The following is a 16,483-nucleotide window of genomic DNA, read 5'->3' on the forward strand; positions in this document are numbered from 1 at the left end:
GACGGGGACGCAGACTGCCCGCATGAGCCCCAGCCACCGCCTCTGCGACGATCCGCCCGCGTTCGCCCCGGACCCCGCGCCCGCGGCCGTCCCCGACGTCGACACGGCCGGCCCGCACGCCGCGTCCGGGTGGGAGCGCACCCCGCCCCGGGGCCCGGTGCTGCGGTGGCGGTCGGCCCTGCTGGCCGTCACCGTGCTGCTCGTCGCCGCGGCGGCCTGGTGGGCGGTGGCCTGGCTGACCACCCCGGCGCCGCCCGCGGCGATCCCGGCGGCCGCGGCCGGTGCAGGCGTCTCGCAGACCGGCGCGTCCTCCGCCGCCCCGTCGGCGGCGGGCACCGACGCGCGGACGTCCGAGGCGGGGCCGTCGGGGGAGGCGCCCGAGCCCGCCGGGTCCGGCCCGCTGCGGGTGCACGTGGTGGGCGAGGTCGCCCGGCCGGGAGTGGTCAGCCTCGCGCCGGGCTCCCGGGTGGCCGACGCCGTGCACGCGGCCGGCGGCCCGACCCGGCACGCCCGGGCGGAGCGCATCAACCTCGCGGCCCCGCTGGACGACGGCCAACAGGTCCTCGTCCCCTCTGCCCACACGCCGCAGGACGCCCTGGACCGGGTGGCCGGGGCCGCGCAGGCGCAGCCCACGCCGACCACGGGCGGGGCCGGTGCCGGAGGCGAGCCGGGCGGTGCCGAGCGGGGCGGCACCGTGGACCTGAACACCGCCGACGCCGCGGTCCTGCAGACCCTGCCCGGCGTCGGCCCCGCCACGGCGGAGAAGATCATCGCCCACCGCGAGACGGTCGGCCCGTTCACCGGCCTGCAGGACCTGGACGCGGTGCCCGGCATCGGCCCGGCCACGCTCGACCGGCTGCGTGACCTCGTCTCGTGGTGAGTCCGGCCCCGGGCCCGCCCAGCGATCCCGTGGACCGCCGCGCCCGGCGCCGCGAGGTGCCCGGCCCGCTCGAGGCCCGGTGGGTGCCCGCCCTGCTCGCCTGCCTGACCCTCGGGATCCTCGGCGTCGGCTGGGACGCCCCGGCCCGCTCGTCAGCGGCCTTCACGGGGCTGGCCGTCGCCGCGGCCGCCGTCCTGGGTGCCGCCCGCTCGACCGGTCGGATACGGGGCGTGGCCACCGCGGCGGCGCTGGCCGGCGTGGCCGCGGCGCTGATGCTGCAGCACTCGGCCGGGCCCACTGCCGCGGCCGAGGGCAGCGGCTGGACCGGCGCGGTGCACGCCGGCTCACCGCTGCGGCTCGAGCTGACCCTGGACGGGCCCGCCACCCGGAGCGAGGCGGCCTTCGGTCCGCGCTGGAGCGTGCCCGTGCGGGTCGAGGCGTTCGGTCACCCGCCGCGAGCCCCCGAGGCGGCCGCGACGGCCCGACTCACGGGCGGGGGCCCACCGCCCGAGACGATCGCCGCGCCGTCGGACGGGACGGCGGCCCCCGGCGGCGGGCCGGGATCGCTGGTGTGCGTGGTGGCCCGGCCGTCGAGGTCCGGTTCCACCGTGTTCCTGGCCGCCGCGGCCGTCCCGCGGCCGGGTCCCTGCCCCGGCGGGGCGGAGACGGCAGGCGGGGCCACCGGCGGCGAGCCGGGCCCGCCGCGGCGGGAGGCGCTGCGCGCCGCGTTCCGTCAGTCCGCGGAGGGCACGGTCGGCGCGGCGCCGGAGCTCATCCCGGGGCTGGTGCTGGGCGACCGCTCCGCCCAGGGGCCCGCCCTCGACGACGCCATGAAGGCCTCGGGCCTGTCGCACCTGTCTGCCGTGTCCGGGGCGAACGTGGCCATGATCCTCGGCGCGGTCGCGATCACCCTGCGCTGCGCGCGGGTGCACCGGGCGGTGGTCCTCAGCGCCGGGCTGGCGGCCCTCGGGGTGTTCGTGGTCGTCGTGGGGCCGGAGCCGTCCGTGCTCCGGGCGGCCGTGATGGGCGCCCTCGGAGCCCTCGCGGTGTTCTTCGGCCGCGCGCGGCAGGCGTTCGGACTCCTGACGGTGGGCGGCACGGCCCTGCTCGTCGCGGTGCCGGCCCTCGCCGTGGAACCGGCCTTCCACCTCTCCCTGGCCGCGACCGCGGGCATCGTCCTGGGCGGCGCGCCCCTCGACCGTGCGCTGCACGCCGGGCTCGGCCGGGTGCTGCCCGACGTCGTGGCGCGGTGGCTCTCGGCGTCGCTCGCGGTGACCGTGGCCGCCCACCTGGCCTGCCAGCCGATCATCCTGGCCATGACCGGTGAGGTGTCGGCCTACGCGGTGCCGGCCAATCTGCTGGCCGCCCCGGCCGTGCCGCCCGTGACCGTCCTGGGCACCCTCGCCGCGGCCCTCGCCCTGCCTGCGCCGGGGATCGCCGCCGCCCTCGTCGCCGTGATCCAGTGGCCCGCGGCCTGGATCGGGTGGGTCGCCCACACCAGCGCCTCCCTGCCCGGGGCGCTGCGCCCGTGGCCGGCCGGGGCCCTCGGCGCCGGGCTGGGCGTCCTGCTGGTGGCCGCGACGCTCCTCGGATTCGCCGCCGTGCTCCTGCTCGAACGACGCCGGGCCGCCCCGGTGCGGCGTGTCGGCCGCGGCGCGCCGCGGACCCGCGAGCGCCTCCCCGCCCTGGTCGTGCTCGCCGCCGCGCTGGCCGCGGCCACCACGGGTGCGGTCGGGGCGGTCCTCGTGCCGCGGGCCTCGGGCGCGGCCCCGCCGGACTGGGCGGTGGCGTTCTGCGACGTCGGCCAGGGGGACATGGCCGTGTTCCGGTCCGGCCCGCGCGCGGGGGTCGTCGTCGACGTCGGGCCCGAGCCGGAGGTCGCGAGTCGCTGCCTCGACGACCTCGACGTCGACCGGGTGGACGCCGTGCTGCTCACCCACCTGCACGCCGACCACGCCGGGGGGCTGGCCGGCGTGGTCGACCGCGCCTCCCCCGGGGCGGTGCACTACGCGACCCGGGACGCACCGGGGCAGGGCAGGGGAGGGCGCGGCGGCGAGGCGGACGGCGTCGACCCGCCCGCCGACGCGGCACGGCTCCGCACCGGCGCGACGGGCACGGCCGGGCCGGTGCGGTGGCACGTGCTGCTCGCCGACGGGCGGGCCCCCGAGGAGAACGACGCCTCCGCCCAGGTGCTGGTCACGGTCGAGAGCGGGGCCGGTCCGGTCACGACGCTGATCACCGGCGACATGGAGGAGGACGCCTCCGCGGCATGGGTCGCGGGACGCCGGTCCGATGCCGCCGCACCGCCGCGCGTGGACGTGCTCAAGGTCGCCCACCACGGGGCCCGCAACGGTGGGACGGCCGTGCCGCGCGCGGCCGGCGCCCGCCTGCACGTGGTCTCCGTGGGCGCCGACAACCCGTATGGACACCCCCACCGGGCCACGGTGGACGCGCTCGGCCGTCTCGGGCCGGTGGCCCGCACGGACCTGCACGGCACGCTGGCCCTCACGGCCGCGGACGGCCCCGACCCCGACGGCGCGCCCGAGATCGCGGCCCACACCGTCCGCCCGCCCTCGAGCGTCCGCACCGGACCCTAGGATGGGACGCATGTCCGCCGCCCGCAGCCCCCGTTCCGGCCGAGCCGGCCGCACCGACCCCCTGGCCTGGCGGAGGGCCGAGCCCGCCCCGCTCATGCTCCTCAAGGGGCCCGAGGACCATGCCGCCCGCTGGGTGACGGACCGCGTGACCCGGGCTCTGCGCGAGCGCCACGGCCAGTTGGAGATCCACCGGCTCCGCGCGGGGGAGTACCAGCCCGGCCAGCTGGCCACCGCGGCCAGCCCGTCCCTCTTCGCCGAGCCCACCCTCATCACGGTCGAGGGCCTCGAGGCCATGAACGACGCGTTCCTCGAGGACGCCCTGCGCCTCGTCCAGCAGGGCCCCGGCGCGGACGACGTCACGCTCGTGCTGCGCCACACCGGCGGCACCCGCGGCAAGAGGCTGCTGGACGCCGTCGCCCAGGCCGGCACGGTGGTGGAGTGCGTGCCGCTGAAGAAGGACGAGGAGCGGCTGGCCTTCGTGCAGGCCGAGTTCCGCGACCGGCGTCGGCGCATCGACGAGGAGGCGGCCCGCGCGCTCATCCGCGCCACCGGCGCCTCGCTCACGGAGCTCGCGGCCGCGTGCGCCCAGCTCGTCGACGACACCGAGGGCGTCGTCACCGTCGAGACCGTGGACACCTACTACAGCGGCCGCGTGGAGGCCACGAGCTTCGCGGTGGCCGACGCGGCGCTCGAGGGGCAGGCGGCGAGGGCCGTGTCCCTCGTGCGGCACGCGATGGCCACCGGCGTGCACCCGGTGATGATCACCGCGGCGCTCGCGCTCAAGGCGCGGCAGGTGGCGCGGATGATCGACGCCCGCCGGCCCGCCGCCGAGCTGCCGTCCCTGCTCGGGGTGGCCCCGTTCCAGGTGCGCTACATCCAGCAGGCGGCGCGGCACTGGACGGCGGCCGGCATCGCGCAGGCCGTGGAGTGGATCGCCCAGGCCGACGCCGAGGCCAAGGGCGCCTCCCGCAACCCGGAGTTCGCCGTCGAGCGCGCGGTGATCCGCGTGGCCACCGCCGTCAGCCGCTGACGGGCGCCGCCGGACGGCACCCCACGGGGGCAGCCCGGACACGACGCGGCCCCCGCACCGATCGCTCGGGGCGGGGGCCGCGGTCACAGCCGGGGGCGTGGATCAGCCGAGGAGGGCCTTCACGCGGGCGGCGATGCCGGACTTGCGGTTCGCGGCCTGGTTCTTGTGGATGACGCCCTTCGAGGCGGCCTTGTCCAGCTTGCGGGAGGCGGTGCGCAGCGCGGCGGCGGCGGCCTCGGCCTCGCCGGCGGCGACGGCCTTGTCCACGGCGCGGATGGCGGTCTTCAGCTCGGACTTCACCGCGACGTTGCGCTGGCGCGCCTTCTCGTTGGTGAGGATGCGCTTCTTCTGGGACTTGATGTTAGCCAAATCGGGTCCTTCGTCGTCGGCGGCGCGGACGAGGGTCCGGGCGCCGCATGAACAGGGGGTCGTGGAGGGTGCCCGGATCCGTGGACTGAGCGGCGTGGGGAACACCGATGATGACCCGTTCCGGGGGTGCCCGTCGACCGGCGGACACAATGCGGACGATCCTACCACCCAGACCCCGCGATCCGCGCGGCCGACTCAGCGCCCCCGCCGCCGGGCGCGGGCCAGCGCGGCCGTGACCCGGTCGAAGGCCGCCCGGTCCAGGACGCCGCCCTCCCGGCGCACCGCGGCCGGATCCACGCGGACCACCCGGTCCAGCTTCGCCTCCGAGGCGCGGCCGGACCGGTCCCAGGCGCCCGAGCCCACGTCCACGTAGTCCTCGTCGCGGGCCAGGGCGTTGTTCCGGTCCCGGCTGGTCAGCATGAGCCCGAGCAGGTGCACCCCGTCCCGGCCGATCAGGAGCACGGGGCGGTCCTTGCCCCGGCCGTCCATCTCCTCGTACGGCACCCAGGTCCACACGACCTCGCCCGGCCCGGCCGTCGGCCCGGGCACGGGCGCGTACTCGACGCGGACGGTCCCGGTGAAGTCCGGCAGGGACACGTGGCGGCCGGCGTCCTGTCGCCGGGGCCGGCGCTCCTGCCCGGGCCCGGGCATCGGCCACGAGTCGGTGGGCTCCGTGGGGTCCCACGCGGGCCCGGGAGGCCCGGGCGGGCCCGGGAAGGGCGACGGGCCGCTCCGGTCGCCGGCCCGCCGACCGGCCTCGGAGGCGGCCCGACGCGGCCGGGCGTCGTCGCGGAGGGCGCCGATCAGGCGTGCCGTCCGGCGGCCGAGGGACAGGGCGCGATGCAGGTCGAAGGCCATGGGCGTGAATCTAGTGGACGCGCGGGCCCGGCGTCCGGGTCGGGTCGGCGGCGGATCATGAGAGACTAGGCGGTCAGAGTCCCGTCCCCGTCACCCGTAGAGGAAGTGCCCGTGTCGCCCCTGGCGTCGAACCCCCCGGTGCCCGCTGCCACCGACCCCTCGGTGATCCGCAACTTCTGCATCATCGCCCACATCGACCATGGCAAGTCCACGCTGGCGGACCGCATGCTGCAGGCCACCGGCGTCGTGCAGCCCCGCGACATGAAGGCGCAGTACCTGGACCGCATGGACATCGAGCGTGAGCGCGGCATCACCATCAAGTCCCAGGCCGTGCGCATGCCCTGGTCCGTGGACGGGGTGGACTACGCCCTGAACATGATCGACACCCCCGGGCACGTCGACTTCACCTACGAGGTCTCCCGCTCGCTGGCCGCGTGCGAGGGCGCGATCCTGCTGGTGGACGCCGCCCAGGGCATCGAGGCCCAGACCCTGGCGAACCTCTACCTCGCCATGGAACACGAGCTGGAGATCATCCCCGTGCTCAACAAGATCGACCTGCCCGCCGCGGATCCGGACCGCTACGCGGCCGAGCTGGCCTCCCTGATCGGCTGCGAGCCCGAGGACGTGCTGCGCGTCTCCGGCAAGACGGGCGTCGGCGTCGAGGAGCTGCTGGACCGCGTGGTCCGCGCCATCCCCGGCCCGGAGGGCGACGCGGACGCCCCGGCCCGCGCGATGATCTTCGACTCCGTGTACGACACCTACCGGGGCGTCGTCACGTACGTGCGCGTCGTGGACGGCCGGCTCTCCCCGCGAGAGAAGGTCCGCATGATGTCCACGGGCACCACCTACGAGCTCCTCGAGATCGGCGTCTCCTCCCCGGAGCCCGTGCCCACGAAGGGCCTGGCCGCGGGCGAGGTGGGCTACCTCATCACCGGCGTGAAGGACGTGCGTCAGTCCAAGGTGGGCGACACGGTCACCAACCACGCCCACCCGGCGGAGCAGTCCCTCGGTGGCTACGAGGACCCCAAGCCCATGGTGTTCTCGGGCCTGTACCCCATCGACGGCTCGGACTATCCCGTGCTGCGTGACGCCCTGGACAAGCTCAAGCTCAACGACGCCGCGCTCGTCTACGAGCCGGAGACCTCGGTCGCGCTCGGCTTCGGCTTCCGCGTCGGCTTCCTCGGTCTGCTGCATCTGGAGATCGTGCGCGAGCGCCTCGAGCGCGAGTTCGACCTCGACCTCATCTCCACCGCGCCCAACGTGGTCTACGAGGTCACCCGGGAGGACCGTGAGGTCGTCACCGTGACCAACCCCTCCGAGTTCCCCGAGGGCAAGATCCTCGAGGTGCGCGAGCCCATGGCCTCGGCCACGATCATCGTGCCGGCCGAGTTCATCGGCGCCGTCATGGAGCTGTGCCAGGCCAAGCGCGGCAATCTGAAGGGCATGGACTACCTCTCCGAGGAACGCGTGGAGATCCGCTACTGGATCCCGCTGGCCGAGATCGTGTTCGACTTCTTCGACCAGCTCAAGTCCCGCACCAAGGGGTACGCCTCGCTGGACTGGAAGGCCGACGGCGACCAGGTCGCCGACCTCGTCAAGGTGGACATCCTGCTCCAGGGCGAACAGGTGGACGCGTTCTCCTCCATCACCCACAAGGACAACGCCTACGCGTACGGCGTGATGATGACGGGCAAGCTCAAGGAGCTGATCCCGCGCCAGCAGTACGAGGTGCCGATCCAGGCCGCCATCGGCTCGCGCATCATCGCCCGTGAGAACATCCGCGCGATCCGCAAGGACGTGCTCTCCAAGTGCTACGGCGGCGACATCTCCCGCAAGCGCAAGCTGCTCGAGAAGCAGAAGGAGGGCAAGAAGCGCATGAAGATGGTCGGCCGGGTCGAGGTCCCGCAGGAGGCCTTCATCGCCGCCCTGTCCTCGGACGGCGCCGGCGCCGACCAGGCCGCGAAGAAGTAAGTGCCCGCCCTGCCCCTCGGCGAGCCCGTCCCCGACGACGGCCGGCTGCCGGCCGACGTCGGGCAGCGGGTGCGCGCGGCCGCCCGCGACGGCGCGGCGCGCACCTTCAGCCTGTACGTCCACGTGCCGTTCTGCACGGTGCGCTGCGGCTACTGCGACTTCAACACGTACACGGCCGTCGACCTCGGCCCCGGCGCGGGTCGCGGCGACTACTGGGAGTCGGCGGTCACGGAGCTGGACTTCGCCGCGGACGTGCTCGCGTCCTCGGACGTGCCCGCCCGCCCGCTGCACACGGTGTTCTTCGGCGGCGGCACGCCCACGCTCCTGCCGGCCGCGGACCTCGTGCGCATCCTCCAGGCGGCGGTGGACCGGTTCGGGATCGCGCCCGGCGCGGAGGTGACCACCGAGGCCAACCCGGACACGATCACCCCGGAGTACGCCCGCCAGCTCGCGGCCGGCGGCTTCACCCGCCTCTCCCTGGGCATGCAGTCGGCGGTGCCGCACGTGCTCGCCACGCTCGAGCGCACCCATCGGCCCGAGTCCGTGCCCGCCGCCGTCGCCGCGGCCCGCGAGGCCGGCCTGGAGGTGTCCCTGGACCTGATCTACGGGACCGCGGGGGAGTCCCTCGCCGACTGGCGGGCCACGCTCGAGGCCGCCGTCGCCCTGGCCCCGGACCACGTGAGCGCGTACTCGCTGATCGTGGAGGAGGGCACCAAGCTCGGGGCCCAGGTGGCCCGCGGCGAGGTGGCGGACGTGGACCCCGACGACCAGGCGGACAAGTACCTGCTCGCCGAGGAGCTGCTCGGCGCCGCCGGCTACCGCTGGTACGAGGTGTCCAACTGGGCGCGGGACCCGCGGGGGTCCGGGGTCCACCGCGCGCGGCACAACGTGGCGTACTGGGAGGACCAGGACTGGTGGGGGATCGGCCCGGGCGCGCACTCGCACCTCGCCGGCGTCCGGTTCTGGAACGCCAAGCACCCCGCCGCCTACGCGCAGCGGCTGGCCACGGGGGTCACCCCCGCCGTGGGCCGCGAGCGGCCCGACGCCGACGCGCGGCGACTCGAGCGCATCATGCTCGCGGTGCGCACGGTGGACGGGCTCCCGACCGCGGAGCTCGTCTCGGAGACGCCGGGGGAGGCCGCGCGGATCCGCGGGGCGATCGCCGAACTCATCGCCGCGGGCCTGCTGGACGGGCGCGCCGCCGTCGACGGCCGCATCGTCCCCACGCTCGAGGGGCGGCTGCGCAACGACGCGATCGTCCGGGCGTTGGCAGGCTTCTGACCGGCCGGCCCCGGGTCAGCGCAGGATGCGCAGGTTGAACGGGTACCGGAACGGACGGCCCTTGGACACGTGCGAGGCGCCCATCACGCCGTAGACCGCCATGGCGGCCCACGTGAGCGCGCCGAGGATCGCGAAGATCGGGCCGACCACCGGCAGCAGGGACAGGAAGAAGAACAGGAGCGTGATGAGCGTGGGCGGCCCGGAGAAGTTCAGGGCCTCGCGCGACTCCTGCGAGGTGAACGGGCCGCGGTCGCGGTAGAGCAGCCACACGACCAGCGGGCCGAGCACGCCGAACGCCAGGCTGAGGTGGGCCAGCGCCGCGCGGTCACGGTCCTGCTTCGCCGTGAGCGGGGCGCCGCGGCCGCCGGCCGAGACGAGCCAGGCGGGCGGGCCGTGGCCGGTGCGGCCGGCGTCGGGCTGCGCGCGGGTGTTCACGAGGGGCTCCTCCTGGATCGCGGGACCCGCGCGCCGGGACCGGGCGCAGGGCATGGGCCAGCATAGCGCGGGCGGGCGGTGGCCGCGCCGAGATCAGTGCTCGGGTGCGGCGGTGAGGAAGTCGATGAGCTCCTCCACGCGGCCCAGCAGGGACGGCTCGAGGTCCGCGTACGTGGTGACGTGGGAGAGCAGCCGCTTCCACCCCAGCCCCGTGGCCTCCTTGCTCCCGTGCGGCCAGCCCAGTCCCCGCAGGATCCCCGTCTTCCAGTCCTGTCCCTTCGGCACGACGGGCCACGCGGGGATGCCGAGGACGGAGGGCTTGATGACCTGCCAGACGTCCACGTAGGGGTGGCCGAGGATGAGCACGTTGCCCGCGGCCCCCGGCACGCGCATCGCCTCGGCCGCGAGGCGCTCCTCCTTGGACCCGGTGACGAGGTGGTCCACGAGGATCCCGAGCCGGCGCCGCGGGCCGGGGGCGAACGCGCGGATCGCCCCGGCGAGGTCGTCCACGCCGTGCAGGGGCTCCACCACGATGCCCTCGAGGCGCAGGTCCTCGCCCCACACCTTCTCCACCAGCTCGGCGTCGTGCACGCCCTCCACCCAGATGCGTGAGGCGCGGGCGGTGCGGGCCCGCGCCCCCTCGACCCGTCGCGAGCCGGAGGCGGTGCGGGCCGGGGCCGCCGGGGCCGCGGCGGCCGGGGGGACCAGGGTCACGGGCTCGCCGTCGATCCAGAAGCCGCCGCCGAGGGGGAAGCCGCGGCGCACGCCGCGGCGGTCCTCCAGGACCACCACGTGCACGCCGCCGGAGCGCTCGATGCCGATCACGGCCCCGGTGAACCCGGAGGCCACGTCCTCGACCACCGTGCCGGGGGCGGCGGGCACATCGGGGACGGTCCGGGCGGGGCGGCGCGTCAGGTCGTCGTGGCCCGCGGGGCCCCAGCTGCTCCAGTCCATGGGAGAGCACGGTAGCAACGGGGGCGGGCGATCACCGTGAGCGAAGCCGTGCAGGCCCGGCGGGCCGTCCCCCGGGTCGGACGGTAGCATTGGCACTTGACCCGCCGGAGTGCCAGCCAGGGGCACCTCCGGGGTCGCCCCGGATCCCGACGGACCAGAGGAGGACCGAGATGTCGGAGCAGCCCCGCCGCCTGCAGGTGCTCCAGGCGATCGTGGAGGACTACGTGGCGCTGCGCGAGCCCGTGGGCTCCAAGGCGCTCGTGGAACGGCACGCCCTGGGCGTGTCCTCCGCGACCGTGCGCAACGACATGGCTGCGCTCGAGGAGGAGGGCCTCATCGTGGCCCCGCACACCTCCGCCGGGCGCGTCCCCACGGACAAGGGCTACCGCGTGTTCGTCGACCGCCTCTCCGAGGTGAAGCCGCTGTCCCCGGCGGAGCGCCGGGCCGTGCGGACCCTGCTGGACCCGGAGACGGACACCGAGCACATGATGGAGTCCACGGTGCGCCTCCTGGCCCAGCTGACCCAGCAGGTCGCCGTCGCGCAGTTCCCCCACGAGGACGGCTCCACGATCCGCCACCTCGAACTGGTCTCCCTCACGCCCACGCGGGTGCTCGTGGTCCTCATCCTGTCCACGGGACGGGTGGACCAGCGGCACGCCGTCCTGGACCGGCCGGTCGACGAGGCGGAGCTGTCCGTGCTCCGCGGCCTCCTGCTGGACGCCCTGCTGGGGCTCGGTCCGGTGCCGGCGGCCACCGTGGTGGACGACGTCGTCAGCCGGGTCCGCCCGGAGCACCGGCAGTCCGCCGCCCTCGTGGCCGCGGCCGTCCACGACCTGCTCGAGGCCGGCCGGCAGGACCGCATCGTCCTGGCCGGCACCGCCAACCTGGCCCGCTCCCCGGGGGACTTCGGCGCGTCCATCGGGCCGATCCTGGAGGCGCTCGAGGAGCAGGTGGTGCTGCTGCGCCTGCTCACGGAGATGGAGCAGGACGCCCACGGGGTGTCCGTGCGGATCGGGTCCGAGAACGCCGGATCGCTCGCGGACACCTCGGTGGTCGCGGCCGCCTACGGCCCCGGCGCCGTGGCGAAGGTCGGCGTCATCGGCCCGACCCGGATGGACTATCCGGGCACCATGGCCGCCGTCCGGGCGATCGCCCGCTATCTCTCCCGCATCCTGACCACCTGACGCGCCTCCGCGTGTCCCGGCGGGCCCCGTCCCGCATCGCCCCACGTCCCGCTCTCCCCGAGAGGAATCCCCACCGTGACCGACCACTACGAGACGCTCGGCGTCAGCCGTGACGCCAGCACCGAGGAGATCCGCCGCGCCTACCGCAAGCTCGCGCGCACCCACCACCCGGACGTCAACCCCGACCCGGAGGCGGCCGAGCAGTTCAAGCGCATCTCCCACGCCTACGAGGTGCTCTCGGACGAGGGCCGGCGCCGGGCCTACGACACGACGGGCAATGAGAACGGCCAGGCCGGCTTCCCGGGCGGCTTCGGCGGGGCGGGCGGCTTCGGGGGCTTCGCCGACATCTTCGAGACCTTCATGAACGCCGCCGGCCAGGGCGGCCGCGGCGGCCCCGCCAGCCGCGCCCGCCGCGGCCAGGACGCCCTGGTGACCGCGCGGATCGACCTGCGCGACGCCGTCTTCGGCGGCGAGCAGACGATCGAGTTGGACACGGCCGTGCGCTGCGAGCGGTGCGAGGGCTCGTGCTGCGAGCCCGGCACCCAGCCGGAGACCTGCCAGACCTGCCACGGCCACGGCATGATCCAGCGCCCCGTGCGGTCGCTGCTGGGCACCGTCATGGCCACCGAGGCCTGCCCCGCCTGCCAGGGGTTCGGCACCGTCATCCCGACGCCCTGCCACGAGTGCGACGGGCAGGGCCGCGTCCGCACCCGGACGCCGCTGACCCTGCGCATCCCCGCGGGCGTGGACGACGGCACCCGCATCCACCTCGCCGGCCGCGGCGAGGCCGGCCCGGGCGGCGGCCCGAACGGCGACCTCTACGTGGAGATCGCGGTCCGCCCGGACGAGACCTTCCGCCGCGAGGGCGACCACCTGGCCACCACCGTGACCGTCCCCATGGCCGCCGCGGCCCTGGGGACCACCGTCACGCTGGACACCCTGGACGGCAAGCAGTCCGTCAGCCTGGACCCGGGCGTGCAGTCCGGCCACGTCGAGGTCCTCCACGGCCTGGGCGTCGGCCGCCTGCGCGGGCAGGGCCGTGGCGACCTCAAGGTGGACGTGGTGGTCACCACGCCCACCGACCTGGACGACGAGCAGCGCCAGCTCCTGCAGCGCCTGGCCGAGGTGCGCGGCGAGGAGGTCGTGCACGGTGCACCCCAGGCCAAGGGCATGTTCGCCCGGCTGCGGGAGAACCTGAGGAACCTGTGACCGCCCCCCTGTTCCACCTCGAGCCGGGCGCCCTGGCCGGCGCGAGCGCCGGCGCGGAGGTCGTCTTCGGTGGCCCCGAGGCCCGGCACGCCGCCGCGGCCATGCGGCTGGCCCCCGGGGAGGCCGTGCTCCTGGCCGACGGGTCGGGCACGCTCGGCCACGGCACCGTGCTCGCCGCCGCCCCGGACGCGGTGTCCGTGCGGCTGGACGCGGTGGCGGAGGAGCCGGCGCCCACCCCGGCGCTCGTGCTCGTCCAGGCCCTCGCCAAGGGCGACCGGGACCTCATGGCGGTCCAGGCCGCCGTCGAGCTCGGCGTGGACGCCGTGGTGCCCTGGGAGGCCGAGCGTTCGATCGTCCGCTGGAAGGGCCCCAAGGCCGCCAAGGCCCGCCAGAAGTGGGCTGACACGGCCCGTGCGGCCGCCAAGCAGGCGCGTCGCGCCCGGGTGCCCGCGGTCCGGGACCACGTCTCCGGGACGGCGGTCGCCGGGCTGGTCCGGGACGACGACGGCGGCCGGCTCGTCCTCGTGCTGCACGAGGACGCGGAGCACGGGGTGTCCGCGGTGCCCGTGGAGCGACTCTCCGCGGCCGCCGAGATCGCCGTCGTCGTGGGCCCCGAGGGCGGGATCGGCCCGGCCGAGCTCGAGGCCTGCGTGGCCGCGGGGGCCGTGCCGGTGCGGCTCGGCCCGCACGTGCTGCGCGCCTCCACGGCCGGCCCCGCCGCCCTCGCCGTGCTCCAGCACCGGCTCGGCCGCTGGTGAGCCCCGGCAGGACGACGCGCAGACGCCTAGACTGGACGGGACGTCCCGCCCCCACGACCCCGAGGTGATCCGCCCCATCGTGACCGTGCCCCCCACGACCCCGACCCCGCCCGCCACCGCGCACGAGGGGGTCGCGTTCGAGACCGCCGACCTCATGGTCCGCACGCTCGGACCGCAGGACGCCCTGCTGCGGATCCTCGGCGGCGTGTTCCCCACCGTGGACGTCACGGTCCGCGACCAGCGGCTGGACCTGGCCGGGCCGGTGGCCGACGTGGCCTCGGTGCGGCGCGTCGTCGAGGACCTGCGCTCGATCGCCCGCCGCGACCAGGCCGTCACCCCCGAGGTGATGGGCCAGGTCGTCCACCACGTCCGCGACGCCGCCACCGGGCGCGGCGCGGGTCAGCTGCACCTGGACTCGATCCTCTCGGGCCGGGGCCGCCGCATCCGCGCGAAGACCCTGCACCAGCAGGACTACGTGGAGGCGATCGACCGCTCCACCGTCGTCTTCGGCATCGGACCGGCCGGCACCGGCAAGACCTACCTGGCCATGGCCAAGGCCGTGCAGGCGCTGCAGGCCAAGGAGGTCAACCGCATCATCCTCACCCGCCCGGCCGTCGAGGCCGGCGAGCGGCTCGGCTTCCTGCCCGGCGGGCTCTCCGAGAAGATCGACCCGTACCTGCGCCCCCTGTACGACGCGCTGCACGACATGATCGAGCCCGAGTCGATCCCGCGGCTGATGGAGGCCGGGACCATCGAGGTCGCCCCGCTGGCGTACATGCGCGGCCGCACCCTGAACGACGCGTTCGTGATCCTCGACGAGGCCCAGAACACCACCGGCGAGCAGATGAAGATGTTCCTGACCCGCCTCGGCTTCGGTGCCCGCATGGTCGTCACGGGCGACACCTCGCAGGTGGACCTGCCGCGCGGCACCCAGTCCGGCCTGGCCCAGGCCGTCGAGGTGCTCGAGGGGATCGAGGGCCTGGAGATGGTCCGCTTCGACTCCTCGGACGTGGTCCGGCACTCGCTGGTGAGCGCCATCGTGGACGCCTACGACGCCGCCCGCGGCCCCGCGGAGCGGGCCCCGAAGCGAGGAGGGGCCCGCCGTGGCCGTTGAGATCCTGAACGAGTCGGGGATCGAGGTCCCCGAGGACGCGCTGCTGCACATGGCCCGGCACGTGTACGCGCGCCTGCACGTCCACGAGCGCGCCGAGACGGCCGTGACCGTCGTGGACGCCGCACGCATGGCCGAGCTGCACGAGGAGTGGATGGACCTGCCCGGGCCGACCGACGTGATGAGCCTGCCCATGGACGAGCTGACCCCCGGCTCGCCCGAAACGCCGGCCGAGGGCGTGCTGGGCGACGTCGTGCTCTGCCCCGAGGTCGCCGCCGAGCAGGCGGCGCGCGGCGGGCACTCCCGTGACGACGAGCTGCTCCTGCTGCTCACCCACGGCATGCTCCACCTGCTCGGGTACGACCACGTCGAGGACGCCGAGCGCGAGGAGATGTTCACGCTCCAGGATCGGCTCGTCTCCGAGGTCCTCGGCCGGCCCGCCCCGGCCCCCACCGTCGAGGATTGACGGCACCGCCCATGCTGACACCCGCCGTCCTCTTCGCCCTCTTCCTGGTCTTCCTCGGCCTGACCTGGACGCTGTCCCTGGCCGAGTCCGCGTTCTCCTACCTCTCCCGGCGGGACGCGGAGGACATCGTCCGCGAGCAGCCCGGCTCCAAGGTCCTGGAGATCGCCCGCGAGCGGGAGAGCCACCTCGGGGCCCTGCGGGTCTGGCGCTTCGTGGCCGAGGCCCTGTCCGCCGTGTGCCTGACCGCGGCCGCCGACGCGGTGGTGGACGACACGTGGCTCGCCGTGGCGATCGCCGCGGTCGTGCTCGTGGGCGTGGCCGCCCTGCTGGGCGTCTGGAGCCCGCGGCCGATCGGCTCCCGCAACGAGGCCGCCGTCGCCCGCCGCCTGGGCGGGCTCGTGTGGGTGCTCCGCCGGGCCCTGGGCCCGCTCGCCGCCCGCCTCGACCGGGACCGGCGCCGTCGCGAGGTCGAGCCGGAGGACGAGGACGACTTCCAGGAGCGCCACCTGCGCGAGTTCGTCGCCCGCGCCCACGACGCGGACGTGCTCGCCGACTCCGAGGCGGAGCTGATCCAGTCGGTGTTTTCCATGAACGACACCATCGTCCGCTCGGTCATGGTGCCGCGCACCGACGTCGTCACGATCGACGCCGACCACACGCTCGGCCAGGCCATGGCCCTGTTCCTGCGCTCCGGCAACTCCCGCATCCCGGTGATCGGCGAGGACGCCGACGACATCCGGGGCATGCTGCACCTCAAGGACGTCACCCGCGCCCTGCACCACGACGGCGCTGCGACCGACACCCCCGTCACCGAGGTCATGCGCGACGTCCGCTTCGTCCCCGAGTCGAAGTCCGTGGCGACCCTCCTGCAGGAGCTGCAGCGCGAGTCCACCCACGTGGCCGTGGTGGTGGACGAGTACGGCGGCACGGCGGGGCTCGTGACCCTCGAGGACCTCATCGAGGAGATCGTCGGCGAGATCTACGACGAGGACGACCACCCGGACCGCCCCGAGGTGGAGTCCGTCGCGCCCGGCGTCTACTCCGTCGACGCGCGCATGGGCATCCACGACTTCCGGGAGGAGTTCGAGCTGCCAGAGGAGGACGAGGACGACGACGTCGACACGGTCGGCGGCCTCCTCGCCAAGGAGCTCGGCCGTGTCCCGATCCAGGGCTCGCGCGTCGTGGTCCAGGGGATCGAGCTCGTCGCGGACACCCTCGAGCCCCGCCGCAACCGGGTCGCGCGCCTGCGCGTCTCCGAGACCTCCGACCGCCCGGTGCGGCTGCGCCGGCACGAGGAGCAGGCCCACGGCGCCACGTCCGCCGACCCCGTGGCCTGAGCCGGCCGCCCCACCCCACGCCCCGCCTGACAAGGATGACCCC

General features: G+C 75.5%; 15 protein-coding genes. 11 read left to right on the forward strand and 4 right to left on the reverse strand.

The genetic code is table 11. The features are described 5' to 3' along the window. Window positions 1-22 precede the first annotated feature (22 nt). The 3 genes from ACUXPL_RS08360 to holA are packed head-to-tail and all read left to right on the forward strand — an operon-like array spanning window position 23 to window position 4,507. Window positions 23-880: a helix-hairpin-helix domain-containing protein gene (locus ACUXPL_RS08360; protein ID WP_454183181.1), complete on the forward strand. Its 858-nt coding sequence runs from the start codon at window positions 23-25 to the stop codon at window positions 878-880. Continuing rightward, window positions 877-3,477, forward strand: coding sequence for a ComEC/Rec2 family competence protein (locus ACUXPL_RS08365; RefSeq protein WP_454183183.1), 2,601 nt, complete (start codon window positions 877-879; stop codon window positions 3,475-3,477). The genes ACUXPL_RS08360 and ACUXPL_RS08365 overlap by 4 nt, the downstream gene beginning before the upstream one ends. A 10-nt stretch (window positions 3,478-3,487) precedes the next feature. Further along, window positions 3,488-4,507: a DNA polymerase III subunit delta gene (gene holA, locus ACUXPL_RS08370; protein ID WP_180535647.1), complete on the forward strand. Its 1,020-nt coding sequence runs from the start codon at window positions 3,488-3,490 to the stop codon at window positions 4,505-4,507. A gap of 102 nt (window positions 4,508-4,609) precedes the next feature. Here the strand turns inward: holA and rpsT are convergent, their stop codons facing one another. Together rpsT and ACUXPL_RS08380 are read right to left on the reverse strand one after the other, a co-directional pair. After that, window positions 4,610-4,876 carry a 30S ribosomal protein S20 gene (gene rpsT, locus ACUXPL_RS08375; RefSeq protein WP_002854699.1) on the reverse strand — a complete coding sequence of 89 codons (267 nt, stop codon included), beginning with the start codon at window positions 4,874-4,876 and terminating at the stop codon, window positions 4,610-4,612. 195 nt (window positions 4,877-5,071) lie between these two features. Continuing rightward, window positions 5,072-5,734 carry a type II toxin-antitoxin system PemK/MazF family toxin gene (locus ACUXPL_RS08380; protein WP_454183185.1) on the reverse strand — a complete coding sequence of 221 codons (663 nt, stop codon included), beginning with the start codon at window positions 5,732-5,734 and terminating at the stop codon, window positions 5,072-5,074. 111 nt (window positions 5,735-5,845) lie between these two features. On the opposite strand from ACUXPL_RS08380, the gene lepA reads away from it, so the two are divergent. Then, on the forward strand, window positions 5,846-7,705 hold the full coding sequence (lepA, locus tag ACUXPL_RS08385; RefSeq protein WP_129044192.1) for a translation elongation factor 4: 1,860 nt from the start codon (window positions 5,846-5,848) through the stop codon (window positions 7,703-7,705). Continuing rightward, on the forward strand, window positions 7,706-8,986 hold the full coding sequence (hemW, locus tag ACUXPL_RS08390) for a radical SAM family heme chaperone HemW (protein ID WP_180535644.1): 1,281 nt from the start codon (window positions 7,706-7,708) through the stop codon (window positions 8,984-8,986). A 15-nt stretch (window positions 8,987-9,001) separates the two neighbouring features. Here hemW and ACUXPL_RS08395 read toward each other — a convergent pair whose 3' ends face one another. After that, the gene (locus ACUXPL_RS08395; RefSeq protein ID WP_002854682.1) at window positions 9,002-9,421 is read right to left on the reverse strand and encodes a DUF4870 domain-containing protein; all 420 of its coding nucleotides are present in this window, start codon (window positions 9,419-9,421) and stop codon (window positions 9,002-9,004) included. Window positions 9,422-9,514: 93 nt separating this feature from the next. Then, the gene (locus ACUXPL_RS08400; RefSeq protein WP_454183187.1) at window positions 9,515-10,375 is read right to left on the reverse strand and encodes a DUF3097 family protein; all 861 of its coding nucleotides are present in this window, start codon (window positions 10,373-10,375) and stop codon (window positions 9,515-9,517) included. A gap of 170 nt (window positions 10,376-10,545) precedes the next feature. On the opposite strand from ACUXPL_RS08400, the gene hrcA reads away from it, so the two are divergent. The 6 genes from hrcA (at window position 10,546) to ACUXPL_RS08430 (ending at window position 16,440) form a co-directional block, all read left to right on the forward strand. Continuing rightward, window positions 10,546-11,559 (forward strand): heat-inducible transcriptional repressor HrcA, encoded by a 1,014-nt coding sequence (gene hrcA / locus ACUXPL_RS08405; protein WP_180535642.1) that lies wholly within the window; start codon window positions 10,546-10,548, stop codon window positions 11,557-11,559. A gap of 75 nt (window positions 11,560-11,634) precedes the next feature. After that, a complete protein-coding gene (gene dnaJ, locus ACUXPL_RS08410) occupies window positions 11,635-12,768 on the forward strand; it encodes a molecular chaperone DnaJ (RefSeq protein ID WP_180535641.1) in 1,134 nt (377 codons plus the stop codon). Continuing rightward, window positions 12,765-13,526, forward strand: a complete 762-nt coding sequence (locus ACUXPL_RS08415) for a 16S rRNA (uracil(1498)-N(3))-methyltransferase (RefSeq protein WP_180535640.1) — start codon at window positions 12,765-12,767, stop codon at window positions 13,524-13,526. Before dnaJ ends, ACUXPL_RS08415 begins: the two co-directional genes overlap by 4 nt. 76 nt (window positions 13,527-13,602) lie before the next feature. Further along, window positions 13,603-14,640 carry a PhoH family protein gene (locus ACUXPL_RS08420; protein WP_257643239.1) on the forward strand — a complete coding sequence of 346 codons (1,038 nt, stop codon included), beginning with the start codon at window positions 13,603-13,605 and terminating at the stop codon, window positions 14,638-14,640. After that, on the forward strand, window positions 14,630-15,103 hold the full coding sequence (gene ybeY, locus ACUXPL_RS08425) for an rRNA maturation RNase YbeY (protein ID WP_180535639.1): 474 nt from the start codon (window positions 14,630-14,632) through the stop codon (window positions 15,101-15,103). The genes ACUXPL_RS08420 and ybeY overlap by 11 nt, the downstream gene beginning before the upstream one ends. Window positions 15,104-15,114: 11 nt before the next feature. After that, a complete protein-coding gene (locus ACUXPL_RS08430) occupies window positions 15,115-16,440 on the forward strand; it encodes a hemolysin family protein (RefSeq protein ID WP_180535638.1) in 1,326 nt (441 codons plus the stop codon). Window positions 16,441-16,483 lie beyond the last annotated feature (43 nt).

Source organism: Micrococcus sp. 140720015-1 (genome assembly GCF_053627595.1).